Origin of the sequence: Luteimonas marina, assembly GCF_007859325.1 — a bacterium.
In the GTDB taxonomy this organism is placed as follows: Bacteria; Pseudomonadota; Gammaproteobacteria; order Xanthomonadales; family Xanthomonadaceae; genus Luteimonas; species Luteimonas marina.
Genome location: NZ_VOHK01000009.1, coordinates 16,301 through 32,920, shown reverse-complemented (window position 1 = coordinate 32,920; position 16,620 = coordinate 16,301). Strand labels below are relative to the sequence as shown.

Genomic DNA, 16,620 nt, shown 5'->3' with positions numbered 1-16,620 from the left:
GTCAGCCGCCGGCGCCCGCCAGCGGCACCACGATGCCGTTGCTGAAGGTGGCCCATGCCGGCGCGCGCTGGACGTTGCCGCCGGCATCGAGCGTCAGCCTGCCGGTAGCACCGTCGAGGCTGGCCTCGGGGTGCTCGGCCAGGTGCTGCAGGTAGCCGCTGAGCAGCCAGGCGTCGTGGCCGAAGGCGAACAGCCGCGCCGCCGGTCCTCGCGCGGTGGGCAGATCGGCCGCCAGCGTCGCCGGCGACGGCAGGCCCGACAGCCCCGCGCTGGTCCAGGTTTCGCTGGCGAAGGCGATGCCGTCCAGCGCCTTGTCCTCGTCGGCCTTGCCGGTGCCCGAGGTGAGCTGCGAGGTGGCGACGCGCAGCCGGTCGCCCAGCCCCGCCGCGAACAGCTGCGGCACGACCAGGCGCGCCTGGCTGCCGCGCAGGGCGATCAGGATCGCGTCCACGCCGCCTTCGCGCGTCGCTGCCGAGCGCAGCGCGTCCGACTGGTCGGCGGGCTTGTCGCCGACGATGGCCAGGGTGCCGACGATCGCGCCGCCCTCGGCCTCCAGCCGCGCGCGGAACGCGTTGATGCTGCGCTGCGCGTGGTCGTCACCGTTGCTGAGCACCAGCACCCGCTTCGCGTTGCGCGCGAGCGCGTAGGCCGCGGCGGCCGTGCCCTCGTCTTCGGGGGCGAGCGAGAAGTCCGCGCCGTTGTCCGACGGCGCGCTGCTGCCGCGGTTCAGCGCCAGCAGCGGTACCGGCTGCGCCGACTGGAACAGCGCGGAGACCTCGTCGCGGCCGAGCGGGCCGAGGATCTGGTCCGCGCCTTCGGCGATCGCGCGGTCGCGCGCGGAGATCGCGCCCGAGACCGTGCCCGCGGTGTCGTAGAACGCGAGTTCGGGCTTGCCGCGCCGCTCGGCGTAGTAGCCGGCGAGCAGGCCGTCGCGCACCGAGGCGGCGGCCGTGGCCAGCTGTCCGGTCATCGGCAGCAGCACCGCGAGCTTGCGCGGCGGGCGATAGCCGTCGCGGTCGCCCGCGGGGCGCGCCGGATCGAAGTTCCAGTGCGGGTTCACCACCGGCTGGGCGCTGGCCCCGTCGTCGGTGACCGGCCCGCTGACCTGCACCGATGCGCAGCCCGCCAGCATGGCCAGCATGGCCGCACACACGATCCATTTCGTCATTTGCCGCATCGGCGGGCTCCGCGGTGGACAATAGCCGCGATTCTACCGTCCCGACCGTGGAGAGACGATGCCAGCCGCTGAACCCGGACCGGCCGCCGCCGGCGTGCTGCACGTCGTCGCCACGCCGATCGGCAACCTCGGTGACCTGTCGCCGCGCGCGCAGGCCGTGCTGCGCGAGGTCGACGCGATCTGCGCCGAGGACACCCGCCACACCCGCCAGCTGCTGTCGCAGTTCGGCATCGCCACGCCGCTGCTGGCGCTGCACGAGCACAACGAGGACGCACTGGCGCAGCGCCTGGTCGCGAGGCTGCAGGCGGGGCAGTCGCTGGCCCTGGTCAGCGACGCCGGCACGCCGCTGGTCAGCGATCCCGGCTACCGCCTGGTGCGCGCCGCGCGCGAGGCCGGCCTGCGCGTGAGCCCGGTGCCGGGGCCGAGCGCGCTGGTGGCCGCGCTGAGCGTCGCCGGACTGCCCAGCGACCGCTTCGCCTTCGAGGGATTCCTGCCGGCGAAGGCGTCGGCGCGGCGCGAGCGGCTGGCCGCGCTCGCGGGCGAACCGCGCACGCTGATCTTCTACGAATCCTCGCACCGCATCGACGACATGCTGGCCGATGCCGTCGCGGCCTTCGGCGGCGAACGCCGCGCGGTGCTGGCGCGCGAGCTGACCAAGCTGTTCGAGACGGTGCTCGACGGCACCCTGGCGCAGCTGCATGCGCGCGTCGTCGCCGACGCCGACCAGCGCAAGGGCGAATTCGTGGTGATGGTGGAGGGCGCGGGCGACGATGGCGAGGCGCGCCTGGTCGAGGGCCGTCGCGTGTACGCACTGCTCAGCGGCCACCTGCCGCCGTCCGCCGCGGCGAAGCTGGCGGCGGAGATCACCGGCGCGCCGCGCAAGGCCTTGTACGGAAGCTGACGCGGGCAGCAGTTCATCCGGCCCTGAATCGGGCGTGCGACAATGCGCTCGGCGGAGTCGGCCGGGCAGTCGCGTCATCGGAAACGATGCCGAGGAAAGTCCGGGCTCCACAGGGCACGGTGCCAGGTAACGCCTGGGCGGCGTGAGCCGACGGAAAGTGCAACAGAAAGATACCGCCGATGGCCCTGTCACCCCTTTGCCGCCGCTGGCCGAAGCGGCTCGCTTGCGGCACTTGCCGGCGAAGCCGGCCAAGTCGTTCCGGAGACGGCAAAGGGGTGGCAGGGCACAGGCAAGGGTGAAATGGTGCGGTAAGAGCGCACCGCGAGTCCGGTAACGGACCGGCACGGCAAACCCCACCGGGAGCAAGACCAAATAGGGAGACCATGCCGTGGCCCGCGGTGTCTCCGGGTAGGTTGCTCGAGCGTATCGGTGACGATGCGCCTAGAGGAATGATTGTCCACGACAGAACCCGGCTTACAGGCCGGCTCCGCCACCTTCCTCACCGGCCCGGCCTCCCGCATGGCTGCGCAGCCACGCCAGAGCCCCGGCCAGCGGCGCGGCCTCGAGCGCGCAACGGTGGGTGCGACCCTGCACGGTGCGCTTCACCAGGCCGGCGCGCTCGAGCGTGCGGATGTGCTTGGAGGCGGCCGCCAGCGAAATCTCGAACGGCGCGGCCAGTTCGCCGACGCTGCGCTCGCCCGCGGCCAGCGCGGCGAGCATGGCGCGCCGGGTGGGATCGGAGAGGGCGTGGAACACCCCGTCGAGCGGCGACGGATATTCAATCATGTGGTTGAATATGCGCTGCCACGGCGCAACCGTCAACCGAGCAGTTGAATATCGGCCGATGTTGCGTCGCAGCATCACTGACGAAGAGGCCTGCAGCGTCACCCGACATGCGGACTGTCCAGCGGTCATTCTCAAAATTTGAGACGAATCAGCAGCTTGTGGATAAGGCTTGAACAAGTCTGTGAACTATCGTGCAAGTCATTGACCCGCTTAATGAAATTTGCACATGAAAGCTGTTGACATCGTTCGGGACCGCCCATAAGGTGGCGCTTCGTGGGGAAACCGGGAATTTTGTGGTTTTCCGATGCTGAAGCCCGCCGAAGACGGGTACCTCCGGGCAGGAAGTGGTGTTCCAGGGCGAGACCGCCATCACGATCGACGACAAGGGCCGGCTGGCGATCCCGACCAGTTACCGGGATCTCGTCGCGAGCGCTGGCGGCAATCGCCTGGTGGTCACCTACAACCCCTTCGAGTCCGGAAGCCTCTACCTGTATCCGCTGGCGGTCTGGGAGCGCGTGCGCGACCAGGTCAACGCACTGCCGCGCACGCGCTCGGTCAACCGTCAGCTGCAGCTGAAGCTGGTCGGCGCGGCGACCTTCGTCGAGCCGGACGCCAACGGGCGCGTCGGCATTCCCGCCAGCCACCGCAACGCGGTCGGCATCGAGAAGAAGGCGGTGCTGGTGGGCATGGGCGACAAGTTCGAGCTGTGGAGCGAGCAGGCGCACCTCGCGCAGATCAGGCAGACGCTGGGCGATGCCGACCTGGGCGACGACCTGGTGGATCTGCAGTTGTGACGGACGGTGGCGCGGAAGTCCGGTCCGCGCACCTTCCGGTGATGTTCGAGCAGGTCATGGAAGGGCTGCGCGTGGTCGAAGACGGAACCTATCTGGACGGCACGTTCGGGCGCGGCGGCCATGCGCGGGGCGTGCTGCAACGCCTGGGCGCGGGAGGTCGGCTGCTGCTGATGGACAAGGATCCCGAAGCGATCGCGGTGGCGCAGCGCGAGTTTGCCGGCGATGCCCGGGTCGCGATCCGGCGCGGCAGCTTCGCCGACCTCGGCGGCTGGGACGCGGCGGCGGCCGGCGTCGACGGCGTGCTGTTCGACCTCGGCGTGTCCTCGCCGCAGCTCGACGTCGCCGATCGCGGCTTCAGCTTCGGCAAGGACGGCCCGCTCGACATGCGCATGGACCCCGAATCCGGCGAAAGCGCGGCGCAGTGGCTGGCGCGCGCGGACGAGCGCGAGATCGCCGACGTGCTGTGGACCTACGGCGAGGAGCGCATGAGCCGCCGCATCGCGCGCGCCATCGTCGCGCGCCGCGCGGAGCAGCCGCTCACCCGCACCACCGAACTGGCCGAGCTGATCGCCTCGGTGATGCCGCGAGGGAAACACGCCGGCTCCCATCGGGAAATCCACCCGGCGACGCGCTCGTTCCAGGCGATCCGTATCCACGTCAACCGCGAGCTCGACGACCTCGAGCGCGGCCTCGACGCCGCACACGACGCGCTCGGGCCCGGCGGCCGGCTGGCGGTGATCAGCTTCCACTCGCTCGAGGACCGCATCGTCAAGCGCTTCATCGCCGCCCGCGCGAAGGCGCCGCCCGGCAATCGCCGCCTGCCCGAAGCGACCGGCTTCGTGCCGACGCTGCGCGCCATCGGCGACGCCGGCAAGGCGCCCCAAGACGAAGTGGCGGCGAATCCGCGCGCGCGCAGCGCGGTGCTGCGGGTGGCTGAAAAGCTGGGATTGGGAATTCGGGATTCGGGATTCGGAAAAGCGGGACGGCAGGCCCCAATCCCCAATCCCCAATCCCCAATCCCGGCCGCAGCGGAGCCGCGGCCATGACCCGCATCGCCCTGGCCGTGCTCGTCATCGCCACCGTGATCTCCGCGATCGGCGTGGTCCACGCGCGCCACCAGCATCGCGAGCTGTACGTGCAGCTGACGCGGCTCGAGCGCGCGCGCGACGAGCTCAACATCGAGTTCGGCCGGCTGCAGCTGGAGCAGGCGACCTGGGCCGAGAGCAACCGCATCGACCAGGTCGCGCGCAACAAGCTCGGCATGAAGTTCCCCGCCGCCGGCGAGATCGTGGTGGTGCGGCCATGAGGTTCGTCAAGACCGCCGGCGGTTCGGCGAAGAAGCCGCGCCCGCGCGCGCAGTTCAACCTGCGCGGGCGGCTGTGGCTGGTCGGCGGCGCGATGGCGCTGTGCTCGGTGGTCCTGGTCGGCCGCGCGGTCGACCTGCAGCTGGTCGACAACGCCTTCTACCAGAAAAAGGCGGATGCGCGCTTCCTGCGCGAGGTGCCGATCCCGACCTCGCGCGGCATGATCACCGACCGCAACGGCGAGCCGCTGGCGGTGTCCTCGCCGGTCGAATCGCTGTGGGCGAATCCGCAGGAGCTGGCCAACAACCCGGCCGCGATCGCGCGCCTGGCCGAGGCCACCGACCTGCCGCCCGACTACCTGACCCGCTACGTCTCGCAGCGCAAGGACAAGGAGTTCATGTACGTGCCGCGGCATCGCCGGATCAACCCGGCGGTGGCGCAGAAGATCCTGGCGCTGCGCATTCCCGGCGTGTTCTCGCAGCGCGAGTTCCGCCGCTTCTATCCGCAGGGCGAGGCGGTCGCGCACGTGCTCGGCTTCACCAACGTCGACGACCAGGGGCAGGAGGGCGTCGAGCTGGCGTTCGACGACTGGCTCAGCGGCACGCCCGGCGCGCAGAAGGTGATCCGCGACCGCCACGGCCGCATCGTCGAGCACGTCGACCTGATCCGTCCCGCCGAACCCGGCAAGGACCTGGTGCTGAGCATCGACCGCCGCATCCAGTTCCTTGCCTACCGCGAGCTCAAGCGCACCCTGCTCGAAGCCGGCGCCGCCAGCGGCTCGGTGGTGATCCTCGACGTCGCCACCGGCGAAGTGCTGGCGATGGCGAACCTGCCTTCGTACAACAACAACAAGGTCAGCGGCGAGAACCGCGACGCCTACCGCAACCGCGCGGTGACCGACCTGCTGGAGCCGGGCTCGACGATGAAGCCGCTCACCGTCGCGGCCGCGCTCGAATCGGGCGTGATTACCCCGACCACGCGCTTCGACACCAGCCCCGGCTGGATCGCGAACGGCAAGTACAAGACCAGCGACTTCCGCAACTACGGTGTGCTCGACACCACCGGCATCATCACCAAGAGCTCCAACGTCGGCGTGTCGAAGATCGTCAAGCTGCTGCCCGACCGCGAGTTCGACGCCTTCCTGCGCCGCCTCGGCTACGGCTCCAGCACCGGCAGCGGCTTCCCGGGCGAGGCGCCGGGCAATTTCCGTACGCCCGAGCGCTGGGACGGCACCACCAAGCAGACCCTGTCCTACGGCTACGGCCTGTCGGTGACGCCGCTGCAGATCGCGCGCGCCTACGCCACGCTCGGCAACGGCGGCCGCGCGGTGACGCCGACCTTCGTCAAGGGTGGCTCCGGCGGCGAGGCGAAGCAGGTGCTCGACCCGAAGGTCGCCGCGCAGGTCATGCAGATGATGCAGACCGTCACCGAGCCGGGCGGCACCGCGACGCGCGCGGCGATCCTGGGCTACCACGTCGCCGGCAAGACCGGCACCGCGCGCAAGTCTTCGGGCGGCGGCTACTCGCGTCGCTACATCGCCTATTTCGCCGGGCTGGTACCGGTCGACAAGCCGCGCTTCGCGGTGACCGTGGTGGTCAACGATCCCGATCCCTCCGGCGGCGGTTCCACCTACGGCGGCGGCTACGTCTCCGCGCCGCTGTTCGCGCGGGTGATGGAGGGCGCGCTGCGGCTGATGGACGTGCCGCCGGACGACATCGAGACCTGGCTGGCGGCGCAGGCCGCCGAGGAAGCGAAGAAGGCCCGGGTGGCGAAGGTCGCGGCGCCCGCCACCGTCGCGGCCGGTACCGCGGCGCAGCCGGGGGCGGCGCGATGAGCCGCCTGATGCCGCTGTCGCGGCTGCTGCCCGAGGTGGCCGGCGTGCCCGCGTCGCTGTCGATCGCCGGGCTGGTGCTCGACAGCCGCGACGTGCGCGAAGGCGATGCCTTCGTCGCGATCGGCGGCTTCGGCACGCACGGCCTGCATTTCGTCGAGCAGGCCCGGCGCGCCGGCGCGCGCGCGATCCTGTTCGAGCCGCCGGTGCCGGACGACGTGCCGCCGCCGCCGGCCGACGCCATCGCCGTGCCCGGCCTGCGCGCGCGCATGGGCGCGATGGCCGATGAGTTCCACGGCCGTCCGTCCGCGGGCATGACCGCGATCGGCGTCACCGGCACCAGCGGCAAGACCTCCACCGTGCAACTGCTGGCGCAGGCGCTGGACCTGTGCGGCGTGCGCAGCGGCACCATCGGCACGCTCGGCGCGGGACTGTACGGCCAGGCGCAGCCGACCGGCTTCACCACGCCGCTGGTGCTGCAGACGCATGCGCTGCTCGCGCAGCTGCGCGAGCAAGGCGCGCAGGCGATCGCGATGGAAGTCAGCTCGCATGCGCTCGACCAGGGGCGCGTGGACGCGGTGCATTTCGCGGTCGGCGTGTTCACCAACCTCAGCCGCGACCATCTCGACTACCACGGCGACATGGACACCTACGGCGCGGCGAAGGCGAAGCTGTTCGCGACGCCGGGCCTGCGCGCGGCGGTGGTGAACCTCGACGACGCCTACGGCCGCCGGTTGTTCGCCGCGCTGCCGGACGCGCTGCGAGCCATCGGCACCAGCGCGCGTGGCGCCGCCGACGCCCCGGTGCGTGCGCAGGACGTCTCGCTCGACGCCGACGGCATCGCCTTCGACCTGCATCTCGACGGCCGCGTGCGTCGCATCGCCTCGCCGCTGCTGGGGCGCTTCAATATCGACAACCTGCTGGTCGTGGCCGGCGTGCTGCACGCGCTGGACTTCGACGTGGACGCGATCGCCGGTGTGCTCGGCAGGCTGCAGCCGATCCCGGGGCGCATGAACCGCCTCGGCGGCGGCGACCTGCCGCTGGTGGTGGTCGACTATTCGCACAAGCCCGATCCGCTGGAGCAGGCGCTGGAATCGCTGCGCGGCCACCTGCGCGGGCGCCTGGTCTGCGTGTTCGGCTGCGGCGGCGAGCGCGACACCGGCAAGCGCCCGCAGATGGCCGCGATCGCCGAGCGCCTGGCCGACGAGGTCGTGGTCACCGACGACAACCCCCGCGGCGAGGACGGTGACGCGATCGTGGCCGGGATCATGGCCGGTTTTGCGCATCCGCGGCGCGTGGTCGTGCAGCGCGATCGTCGCGCCGCGATCAGCGGCGCCATCGGCCGCGCGAAGGCGGGCGACATCGTGCTGATCGCCGGCAAGGGCCACGAGACTTACCAGGACATCGCCGGGGTGAAGCATCCCTTCGACGACGGGCTGGTCGCGCGCGAAGCGCTGGAGGCCGCGCCATGAAGCCGCTGCCGCTTTCGCGCATCGCGCAATGGACCAACGGCCGTCTGCATGGGGGCGGGCAGGGCGACGACGTGCTGATCGACGCGGTCGAGACCGACACCCGCACGCTCGACGCCAGCGATGGCCGCGCGGCGCTGTTCATCGCGCTCAAGGGCGCGAACTTCGATGGCCATGACCACGTCGCGACCGCCGCCGAACAGGGCGCGCGCGCGGCGCTGGTCTCGCGCGCCTGCGACGCGCCGCTGCCGCAGGTGGTGGTGGCGGACACCGAGCGTGCGCTGGCCGCGCTGGCTGCGTCGCTGCAGCACGCCCGCACCGGCAAGGTGGTCGGGATCACCGGCAGCAACGGCAAGACCAGCGTCAAGCAGCTCACGCTGGCGATCCTGTCGCGCACGCTGGCGGCCTACGCCAACCCCGGCAACCGCAACAACGAGATCGGCCTGCCGCTGGCGGTGATCGACGCGCCCGACGACGCCGACGTCGCGGTCTACGAGATGGGCGCCGGCAAGCACAACGACATCGCCTACCTGACCGGGATCGTGCGCCCGGACGTGGCACTGGTGAACAATGTCGCGCCGGCGCACCTGGAGCGGATGCAGAGCCTGCTCGGCATCGCCGACACCAAGGCCGCGATCTACGACGCGCTGCCGCACGACGGCGTCGCCGTGATCAACGCCGACGACGCCTTCGCGCCGTACTTCGCCGAGCGCGCCCACGGCCGCCGGCTGCTGCGCTTCGGCCTGGAAGCGAGCGCCGACGTCACCGCGCGCGACCTCCGGCTCGACGACGAGGTCTCGCGCTTCACCCTGGCCACGCCGGCGGGCGAGGCCAGGGTGTCGCTGCCGCTGCCGGGCCGCCACAACGTCGCCAACGCGCTGGCCGCGGCCACGATCACGCTGGCGCTCGGCGTGCCGCTGGCGACGATCGCGCAGGCGCTGTCGGAGGCCGAGCCGGTGAAGGGCCGCCTCGTGCGCCATCGCCTCGACAACGGCGCGATCCTGATCGACGACAGCTACAACGCCAACCCGGGTTCGCTGAACGCCGCGATCGACACGCTGGCCGCGGCCAGCGGCGAGAACTGGCTGGTGCTCGGCGACATGCGCGAGCTCGGCGAGGACGCGGTGGCGCTGCATGCCGAAGCCGGTCGCCGCGCGCAGCGCGCCGGCATCGCGCGGCTGTACGCGCTCGGGCCGCTGAGCGCCGCCGCGGTCGAGGCCTTCGGCGACGGCGGGCGCCATTTCGACAGCCACGACGCCCTGGTCGACGCGCTGCGTGTGGACCTGCACTCGGGCGTGCGCCTGCTGGTGAAGGGTTCGCGCGGCAGCGCGATGGACCGCATCGTCGATGCGCTGTTGCCACGCGACACGGGGGATCACGATGCTGCTTGAACTGACACGCTGGCTGCAGCAGCTCGAAGGCCTGTTCGGCCTGTTCGGCTACCTCACCTTCCGTGGCATCCTCGCCGCGCTGACCGCGCTGTTCCTGTCGCTGTGGTGGGGCCCGGCGGTGATCCGCAAGCTGGCCCAGTACAAGGGCGGCCAGCCGATCCGCCAGGACGGCCCGCAGTCGCACTTCTCCAAGGCGGGCACGCCGACGATGGGCGGTGCGCTGATCCTGTTCACGGTCTTTGCGTCGGTGCTGCTGTGGGGCGACCTGCGCAACAAGTACGTGTGGGTGGTGCTGCTGGTGATGGTGGCGTTCGGCGCGATCGGCTGGTACGACGACTGGATCAAGATCGTCAAGCGCGACCCCAACGGCCTCAAGTCGCGCTGGAAGTACCTGCTGCAGTCGATCTTCGGCCTCGCCGCGGGCGTGTACCTGTACCTCTACGCCGACGTGCCGGCGGCGACCACGTTCTTCGTGCCGTTCTTCAAGTCTGTGGCGCTGCCGCTGGCCGGCGTCGGCTTCGTCGCGATCGCCTACTTCTGGATCGTCGGCTTCTCCAACGCGGTCAACCTCACCGACGGCCTCGACGGCCTCGCGATCATGCCGACGGTGCTGGTCGCCTGCGGCCTGGCGGTGTTCGCCTACGCCTCGGGCCACGCCGAGTTCGCGCGCTACCTGCAGATTCCGGTGGTGCCGGGCGCGGGCGAGCTTGCGATCATCTGCGCCGCGATCGCCGGCGCCGGGCTCGGCTTCCTGTGGTTCAACACCTATCCGGCGATGGTGTTCATGGGCGACATCGGCGCGCTCGCGCTCGGTGCGGTGCTCGGCACGATCGCGGTGATCGTGCGCCAGGAACTGGTGCTGGTGATCATGGGCGGCATCTTCGTCATCGAGACGCTGTCGGTGATGATCCAGGTGGCCTCGTTCAAGCTCACCGGCAAGCGCGTGTTCCGCATGGCGCCGATCCACCACCACTTCGAGCTCAAAGGCTGGCCGGAGCCGCGCGTGATCGTGCGCTTCTGGATCATCTCGGTGATCCTGGTCCTGGTCGGGCTCGCCACCCTGAAGGTGCGCTGATGAGCACGACGTTCGATTCCCGCGCATTCGAAAGCGGCGCCCGCCAGGCCACGCGCCTGGACGCGATCGAGGGGCGCTACGACGGCTGGCTGCTGGCGATCGTGGCGACGATCGCGGCCTTCGGCGTGGTCATGGTCGCGTCCAGCTCGATCGCGGTCGCGGTGAACCACGGCGAGGGCCCGTTCTACTACCTCGTCCGCCACGTCGTGTTCCTGGCCGTGGGCATCGTGCTGTGCGCGGTGGTGATGCGCACCGACCTGAAGCTGGTGGAGAAGTACCCGCAGGCGCTGCTGGCGCTGTGCGTGCTGCTGCTGCTGCTGGTGTTCGTGCCCGGCCTCGGCCACACCGTCAACGGCGCGCGCCGCTGGATCAACCTCGGCGTGTCGAACTTCCAGGTGGTCGAGGCGGTGAAGATCCTCTACCTGGTCTGGCTGGCGAGCTACCTGGTGCGCTTCCGCGACGAGGTCAACGCGACCTGGGCGGCGATGCTCAAGCCGATCGGCGTGGCGGTCGTGCTGGTGGGCCTGCTGCTGATGCAGCCGGACTTCGGCTCGGCGACGATGCTGCTCGCGGTCACCGCCTGCATGCTGGTGCTCGGCGGCGGCCACCTCAAGCGCATGATGCTGCCGGTGCTGGGCCTGCTGCCGGCGCTGGTGGCGGTGGCGGTGATCGAACCCTATCGCCTGCGCCGCATCACCTCGTTCTGGAACCCGTGGGACGACCAGCTCGGCGCCGGCTACCAGCTGAGCAACGCGCTGATGGCCATCGGCCGCGGCGAGCTGGCCGGCGTCGGCCTCGGTGCGTCGATCCAGAAGCTGTCCTACCTGCCGGAGGCGCATACCGACTTCATCTTCTCGGTGATCGGCGAGGAACTAGGCTTCGTCGGCGTGTTCTTCGTGATCGCGCTGTTCGCCGCCCTGGTCGGCCGCGCGCTGTGGATCGGCTATCGCTGCGTGGAGATGCGGCGCCATTTTGCCGGCTACTGCGCCTTCGGCGTGGCGCTGATGATCGGCCTGCAGAGCCTGGTCTCGATGGGCGTCAACCTCGGGCTGCTGCCGACCAAGGGGCTGACCCTGCCGCTGATCTCGTCCGGCGGCTCCAGCGTGATGATGACCTGCGTCGCGATCGGTCTGCTGCTGCGCGTGTCCTACGAACTCGACCGCGCCCAGCGCCAGGTCGCGCGCCTGCGCGGCGAGGGCGCGAAGGGCCCGGGCGGCGATGCGCCGGCGCCGGCGCCGCCGCCGACCACGCAGCCGCCGCCGTCCGCGGTCGCCGGCGCGCGCGGCACCAGCCGCCTGCGCCCACGCATCGAGCCGACCTTCGGCGGCCTCGGGAGGAATGCATGATCCGTCGCCTGCTCGCCGCCCGCGAACTGACCAAGGAGGGCATCGCCCGCGCGTTCTCGCGCGTGCATTTCGTCGGCATCGGCGGCGCCGGCATGAGCGGCATCGCGGAAGTGCTGTGCACGCTCGGCTACCAGGTGTCGGGCTCCGACACCGCCGACAACGCGACCACGCAGCGCCTCGTGCGCCTGGGCGCCACCGTGCACCGCGGCCATGCCGCGGCGAACGTGCTCGGCACCGACTGCGTGGTGGTCTCGAGCGCGATCCGGCATGACAACCCGGAGCTGATGGAAGCGCGTTCGCAGCGCATCCCGATCGTGCCGCGCGCGGAAATGCTGGCCGAACTGATGCGCTTCCGCCGCGGTATCGCCGTGGCCGGCACCCATGGCAAGACCACCACCACCTCGCTCACCGCGAGCGTGCTGGGCGAGGGCGGCCTCGATCCGACCTTCGTGATCGGCGGCCAGCTGCTCGCGGCCGGCGCCAACGCGCGCCTGGGCGATGGCCAGTGGCTGGTGGCCGAGGCCGACGAGAGCGACGGCAGCTTCCTGCGCCTGAACCCGCTGATCGCGGTGGTCACCAACATCGACGCCGACCATCTCGAGAACTACGGCGGCGATTTCGCGCGCGTGCAGGCGGCGTTCTCCGAATTCCTGCACCGGCTGCCGTTCTACGGCTTGGCGGTGCTGTGCATCGACGACCCCGAGGTCGCGCGGCTGGCCCAGGACATGCCGCGCCACGCGATGACCTACGGCTTCTCCGAGCAGGCCGACGTGCGCGCCGAAGACGTCGCCCAGCAGGGCGGGGCGATGCGCTTCACCCTGTGCCTGCCCGACGGCTCGCGCACGCCGGCGACGCTGGCCCTGCCCGGGCGCCACAACGTGCTCAACGCGCTCGCGGCCGCGGCCATCGGCTGGCAGCTGGGCGTGGAGCCGTCGGCGATCGCGGCGGCGCTGGAGAAGTTCGAGGGCATCGGCCGCCGCTTCAACCTGCTCGCGCAGCTGCGCACCGCGCAGGGCGCGAACGTGCAGCTGGTGGACGATTACGGCCACCATCCGAAGGAGCTGGCGGCGGTGTTCGACGCCGCGCGCGGCGGCTGGCCCGAGCGCCGGCTGGTGGTCGCGTTCCAGCCGCACCGCTACACGCGCACGCGCGACCAGTTCGACGATTTCGCCGCGGTGCTGTCCGAGGCCGATGCGCTGGTGCTGACCGAGGTCTACCCCGCGGGCGAGGCGCCGATCGCCGGCGCCGACGCCAAGGCGCTCGCGCGCGCGATCCGCGCCCGCGGTCGCATCGATCCGGTCGTGGTCAACAGCGCGCAGGAGCTGGCCGGCGTGCTGCCCGACGTGCTGCACGACGGCGACCTGCTGCTGATGATGGGCGCGGGCGACATCGGCCACGCCGCGCAGCAGCTGGCGCGCGAGGGTTTCGCGGGAGGTTCGCGATGAGCGCCGCCGTGCCTGCGCCGCGCTTCACCGATCCGGCCGTGTTCGGCCGCGTCGCGGTGCTGCTCGGCGGCACCAGCAGCGAGCGCGAAGTGTCGCTGGACTCGGGGCGCGGCGTGCTCGATGCGCTGCGCGCGCGCGGCGTGGATGCGCATGCGGTGGACGGCATTCCCGCGCTGCTCGAAGCGATCCGCGCCGGCCGGGTCGATCGCGTGTTCAACATCCTGCACGGCGGCGACGGCGAGAACGGCGTGTTGCAGGGCCTGCTGCAGGCGCTGGGCGTGCCGTACACCGGCGCCGGCGTGCTCGGCGCGGCACTGACCCTCGACAAGATCCGCACCAAGCAGGTGTGGCAGTCCGCCGACCTGCCGACGCCGCGCTTCCTGCGCCTGCCGCCGAATGGCGACGTGCCCGCGGCAATCGCCGAAATCGGTCTGCCTGTGTTCGTGAAGCCTTCCTGCGAAGGATCGAGCGTCGGCGTGGCGCGCGTGGCCGACGCGGCCGGCATCGCCGAAGCCGAGCGCGTTGCGCGCGAGTACGGTGGCGAGATGCTGGTGGAACCGCTGGTGGACGGCGACGAACTGACCGTCGGCATCCTGGGCGAGCTCGCGCTGCCATCGATCCGCATCGTGCCCAAGGGCGAGTGGTACGACTACCACGCCAAGTACGTCTCCGAAGACACCCGCTACCTGTGCCCCGGCCTGGAAGGCGAGGAGGAAAAGCGCATCGGCGAACTCGCGCTGGCCGCGTTCCGCGCCGCCGGCTGTTCCGGCTGGGGCCGCGTCGACCTGATGCGCGACCGCGCCAGCGGCGAACTGCTGCTGCTCGAAGTCAACACCGCGCCGGGCATGACCAGCCACTCGCTGGTGCCCAAGGCCGCGGCGCAGCTGGGCATCGACTACGCCGGGCTGTGCTGGCGGGTGCTGGAGCAGACGGTATGAATGCCGCAGTCCGCCGCATCCTGCAGGTGGCGACCTGGGCGCTCGCGATCGCCCTGGTCGTGCTGCCGGTGGTCGCGCTGGTCAACGGCTGGATCGGCACCGAGCGCTGGCCGCTGCGCACGTTGCGCGTGACCGACGGGCTGGAGCGCGTCGACACCGCGCGCCTGCGCGAGACGCTGCTGCCGCACGCGGCCTCGGGCTTCTTCGCGGTGAAGCTCGACGACGCGCAGGCCGCGGTCGCGAAGCTGCCGTGGGTCGAACACGCCGAGGTGCGCAAGCGCTGGCCCGACGTGCTGGAAGTGCGCGTGGTCGAACACCGCCCGTTCGCGCGCTGGGGCGAGGACCGGCTGCTGTCCGAACAGGGCCGCCTGTTCCCGGTCGCCGGCATCGACGTGCCCGTCGGCCTGCCGCTGCTGCACGGGCCGGACGCGCGCGCGCCGGACGTCGTCGCGCTCTACAACGAATCGCGCGAGATGTTCGCGCCCGGCGGCCACACGGTGGCGAAGCTGGCGCTCGACAGCCGCGACAGCTGGTCGCTCATCCTCGACGACGGCATCGAAGTGATCGTCGGCAGCCAGGAAGCGCGCCTGCGCCTGAAACGCTTCGCGCGCGTGCTGCCGCAGCTGCTGGCGCGCAACCCCGAGTCGCTGCGGCGCGCGGACCTGCGCTACACCAATGGCTTCGCCCTCGAGTGGGCGAAGCCGGGAGTCGGGAATCGGGAATCGGGAATCGAACAACCCGGCGGCGAAGCGCTGGCGTTCTCCCGCTTCCCCAGTTTTCCCAATCACGAATCACGAATCACGAATCACGGCCCCCACACATGAACCGCAAAGGCGACAAGGCCCTCATCGTCGGCCTCGACATCGGCACCTCGAAAATCGTGGCGCTGGTCGGCGAGTACTCGCCCGGCAATCCGATCGAGGTGATCGGCATCGGCTCGCACGAATCGCGCGGGCTCAAGCGCGGCGTGGTGGTCGACATCGAATCGACCGTGCAGTCGATCCAGCGCGCGGTCGAGGAGGCCGAGCTGATGGCCGGCTGCGAGATCCGCTCGGTGTACGCGTCGATCTCCGGCAACCACGTGCAGTGCCGCAACTCCAACGGCATCGTGCCGATCCGCGACGGCGAGGTGACCTGGGCCGACCTCGATCGCGTGCTCGACGCGGCCAAGGCGGTGGCGATCCCGGCCGACCAGCGCATCCTGCACGCGATCCCGCGCGAGTACGTGCTCGACGATTCCCAGGAAGGCATCCGCAACCCGGTCGGCATGACCGGCGTGCGCCTGGAAGTGCACGCGCACCTGGTGGTCTGCGCGCAGTCGGCCGCGGCCAACATCAGCAAGTGCGTGCAGCGCTGCGGCCTGTCGATCGATGACCTGGTGCTGTCCTCGCTCGCCTCCAGCACCGCGGTGCTGACCGGCGACGAGCGCGAGCTGGGCGTGGTGCTGGTGGACATGGGCGCCGGCACCACCGACCTCGCCGTGTTCGTGCAGGGCGCGATCTGCCACACCGCCTCGCTGCCGATCGCCGGCGACAAGGTCACCGAGGACATCGCGCACATGCTGCGCACGCCCACGCCCGAGGCCGAGCAGATCAAGGTCCGCTACGCCTGCGCGCTGGCGCAGCTGGCGACCAGCGAGGAATCGATCCAGGTCCCGAGCGTCGGCGACCGTCCGCCGCGGCGGCTGCCGCGGCAGTCGCTGGCGCAGGCGGTGCAGGCGCGCTACGAGGAGATCTTCGAGATGGTGCAGGCCGAACTGCGCCGCTCCGGCTTCGAGCAGCACGTGCGCGCCGGCATGGTGCTCACCGGCGGCGCCGCGAAGATGGAGGGCGTGGTCGAGCTGGCCGAGGAAATGCTGCAGATGCCGGTGCGCGTGGGCATCCCGCAGCACGTCACCGGCCTGGGCGAAGTGGTCAACAACCCGGTCCACGCCACTGGCGTGGGCCTGCTGCTGATGGGCAGCCAGATCGAGAACCCGCGCCGCCCGTCGCTGCCGACGGGCAAGGCGGGCAGCCTGCTCAAGAAGGTCAGCACCTGGTTCCGGGGGGAATTCTGATGGACGCCCGGATCCGGACGACGAGGCAAATCAGGAAGCGACGACGAAAGCGAAGCGTGGCAAGCAAGCAGCAACACCCAGCGACACATAACTAACGACTAGAGAGG

14 protein-coding genes, 1 other RNA gene and 1 pseudogene are annotated in these 16,620 nt (G+C 71.0%); 14 read left to right on the top strand and 2 right to left on the bottom strand.

The genetic code is table 11. The features are described from left to right. Position 1: 1 nt before the first annotated feature. Positions 2 to 1,168: a penicillin-binding protein activator gene (locus tag FQY83_RS16600; protein WP_158636544.1), complete on the bottom strand. Its 1,167-nt coding sequence runs from the start codon at positions 1,166 to 1,168 to the stop codon at positions 2 to 4. Positions 1,169 to 1,235: 67 nt separating this feature from the next. On the opposite strand from FQY83_RS16600, the gene rsmI reads away from it, so the two are divergent. Beyond that, the gene (rsmI, locus tag FQY83_RS16595) at positions 1,236 to 2,078 is read left to right on the top strand and encodes a 16S rRNA (cytidine(1402)-2'-O)-methyltransferase (RefSeq protein WP_146389195.1); all 843 of its coding nucleotides are present in this window, start codon (positions 1,236 to 1,238) and stop codon (positions 2,076 to 2,078) included. A 53-nt stretch (positions 2,079 to 2,131) separates the two neighbouring features. Beyond that, an RNA gene (gene rnpB / locus FQY83_RS16590) (RNase P RNA component class A) lies at positions 2,132 to 2,571 on the top strand. Between the two features lie 113 nt (positions 2,572 to 2,684). On the opposite strand, the pseudogene FQY83_RS17845 reads toward rnpB, so the two are convergent. After that, a pseudogene (locus FQY83_RS17845) lies at positions 2,685 to 2,798 on the bottom strand (helix-turn-helix domain-containing protein); the annotation flags it as partial. A gap of 413 nt (positions 2,799 to 3,211) precedes the next feature. On the opposite strand from FQY83_RS17845, the gene mraZ reads away from it, so the two are divergent. The 12 genes from mraZ to ftsA are packed head-to-tail and all read left to right on the top strand — an operon-like array spanning position 3,212 to position 16,513. Further along, positions 3,212 to 3,658, top strand: a complete 447-nt coding sequence (gene mraZ / locus FQY83_RS16580; protein WP_146389193.1) for a division/cell wall cluster transcriptional repressor MraZ — start codon at positions 3,212 to 3,214, stop codon at positions 3,656 to 3,658. A gap of 41 nt (positions 3,659 to 3,699) precedes the next feature. Next, a complete protein-coding gene (gene rsmH, locus FQY83_RS16575; RefSeq protein WP_146389191.1) occupies positions 3,700 to 4,704 on the top strand; it encodes a 16S rRNA (cytosine(1402)-N(4))-methyltransferase RsmH in 1,005 nt (334 codons plus the stop codon). Continuing rightward, on the top strand, positions 4,701 to 4,964 hold the full coding sequence (gene ftsL / locus FQY83_RS16570; RefSeq protein WP_146389188.1) for a cell division protein FtsL: 264 nt from the start codon (positions 4,701 to 4,703) through the stop codon (positions 4,962 to 4,964). The genes rsmH and ftsL overlap by 4 nt, the downstream gene beginning before the upstream one ends. Beyond that, entirely contained in the window at positions 4,961 to 6,796 is a 1,836-nt protein-coding gene (locus FQY83_RS16565) for a peptidoglycan D,D-transpeptidase FtsI family protein (RefSeq protein WP_146389186.1), read from the top strand. Before ftsL ends, FQY83_RS16565 begins: the two co-directional genes overlap by 4 nt. Positions 6,797 to 6,804: 8 nt before the next feature. Next, the gene (locus FQY83_RS16560; protein ID WP_192906735.1) at positions 6,805 to 8,265 is read left to right on the top strand and encodes a UDP-N-acetylmuramoyl-L-alanyl-D-glutamate--2,6-diaminopimelate ligase; all 1,461 of its coding nucleotides are present in this window, start codon (positions 6,805 to 6,807) and stop codon (positions 8,263 to 8,265) included. After that, positions 8,262 to 9,653: a UDP-N-acetylmuramoyl-tripeptide--D-alanyl-D-alanine ligase gene (locus tag FQY83_RS16555; RefSeq protein WP_146389182.1), complete on the top strand. Its 1,392-nt coding sequence runs from the start codon at positions 8,262 to 8,264 to the stop codon at positions 9,651 to 9,653. Before FQY83_RS16560 ends, FQY83_RS16555 begins: the two co-directional genes overlap by 4 nt. Continuing rightward, complete coding sequence (mraY, locus tag FQY83_RS16550) at positions 9,643 to 10,728, top strand: phospho-N-acetylmuramoyl-pentapeptide-transferase (RefSeq protein ID WP_146389179.1); 1,086 nt, start codon at positions 9,643 to 9,645, stop codon at positions 10,726 to 10,728. The genes FQY83_RS16555 and mraY overlap by 11 nt, the downstream gene beginning before the upstream one ends. Then, on the top strand, positions 10,728 to 12,074 hold the full coding sequence (ftsW, locus tag FQY83_RS16545; protein ID WP_146389177.1) for a putative lipid II flippase FtsW: 1,347 nt from the start codon (positions 10,728 to 10,730) through the stop codon (positions 12,072 to 12,074). Before mraY ends, ftsW begins: the two co-directional genes overlap by 1 nt. Further along, the gene (gene murC, locus FQY83_RS16540; RefSeq protein ID WP_146389175.1) at positions 12,071 to 13,519 is read left to right on the top strand and encodes a UDP-N-acetylmuramate--L-alanine ligase; all 1,449 of its coding nucleotides are present in this window, start codon (positions 12,071 to 12,073) and stop codon (positions 13,517 to 13,519) included. The genes ftsW and murC overlap by 4 nt, the downstream gene beginning before the upstream one ends. Further along, on the top strand, positions 13,516 to 14,457 hold the full coding sequence (locus FQY83_RS16535; protein ID WP_146389173.1) for a D-alanine--D-alanine ligase: 942 nt from the start codon (positions 13,516 to 13,518) through the stop codon (positions 14,455 to 14,457). Before murC ends, FQY83_RS16535 begins: the two co-directional genes overlap by 4 nt. Beyond that, the gene (locus tag FQY83_RS16530; protein ID WP_146389171.1) at positions 14,454 to 15,281 is read left to right on the top strand and encodes a cell division protein FtsQ/DivIB; all 828 of its coding nucleotides are present in this window, start codon (positions 14,454 to 14,456) and stop codon (positions 15,279 to 15,281) included. The genes FQY83_RS16535 and FQY83_RS16530 overlap by 4 nt, the downstream gene beginning before the upstream one ends. Beyond that, positions 15,278 to 16,513, top strand: coding sequence for a cell division protein FtsA (gene ftsA, locus FQY83_RS16525; protein WP_146389169.1), 1,236 nt, complete (start codon positions 15,278 to 15,280; stop codon positions 16,511 to 16,513). Before FQY83_RS16530 ends, ftsA begins: the two co-directional genes overlap by 4 nt. Positions 16,514 to 16,620: the final 107 nt, after the last annotated feature.

What these genes read in the sequence shown, in the direction of transcription:
- FQY83_RS16600 (WP_158636544.1), bottom strand. Translation starts at nt 1,168, where the DNA reads ATGACGAAATGGATCGTGTGTGCGGCCATGCTGGCCATGCTGGCGGGC.
- rsmI (WP_146389195.1), top strand. Translation starts at nt 1,236, where the DNA reads ATGCCAGCCGCTGAACCCGGACCGGCCGCCGCCGGCGTGCTGCACGTC.
- rsmH (WP_146389191.1), top strand. Translation starts at nt 3,700, where the DNA reads ATGTTCGAGCAGGTCATGGAAGGGCTGCGCGTGGTCGAAGACGGAACC.
- ftsL (WP_146389188.1), top strand. Translation starts at nt 4,701, where the DNA reads ATGACCCGCATCGCCCTGGCCGTGCTCGTCATCGCCACCGTGATCTCC.
- FQY83_RS16565 (WP_146389186.1), top strand. Translation starts at nt 4,961, where the DNA reads ATGAGGTTCGTCAAGACCGCCGGCGGTTCGGCGAAGAAGCCGCGCCCG.
- FQY83_RS16560 (WP_192906735.1), top strand. Translation starts at nt 6,805, where the DNA reads ATGCCGCTGTCGCGGCTGCTGCCCGAGGTGGCCGGCGTGCCCGCGTCG.
- FQY83_RS16555 (WP_146389182.1), top strand. Translation starts at nt 8,262, where the DNA reads ATGAAGCCGCTGCCGCTTTCGCGCATCGCGCAATGGACCAACGGCCGT.
- mraY (WP_146389179.1), top strand. Translation starts at nt 9,643, where the DNA reads ATGCTGCTTGAACTGACACGCTGGCTGCAGCAGCTCGAAGGCCTGTTC.
- ftsW (WP_146389177.1), top strand. Translation starts at nt 10,728, where the DNA reads ATGAGCACGACGTTCGATTCCCGCGCATTCGAAAGCGGCGCCCGCCAG.
- murC (WP_146389175.1), top strand. Translation starts at nt 12,071, where the DNA reads ATGATCCGTCGCCTGCTCGCCGCCCGCGAACTGACCAAGGAGGGCATC.
- FQY83_RS16535 (WP_146389173.1), top strand. Translation starts at nt 13,516, where the DNA reads ATGAGCGCCGCCGTGCCTGCGCCGCGCTTCACCGATCCGGCCGTGTTC.
- FQY83_RS16530 (WP_146389171.1), top strand. Translation starts at nt 14,454, where the DNA reads ATGAATGCCGCAGTCCGCCGCATCCTGCAGGTGGCGACCTGGGCGCTC.
- ftsA (WP_146389169.1), top strand. Translation starts at nt 15,278, where the DNA reads ATGAACCGCAAAGGCGACAAGGCCCTCATCGTCGGCCTCGACATCGGC.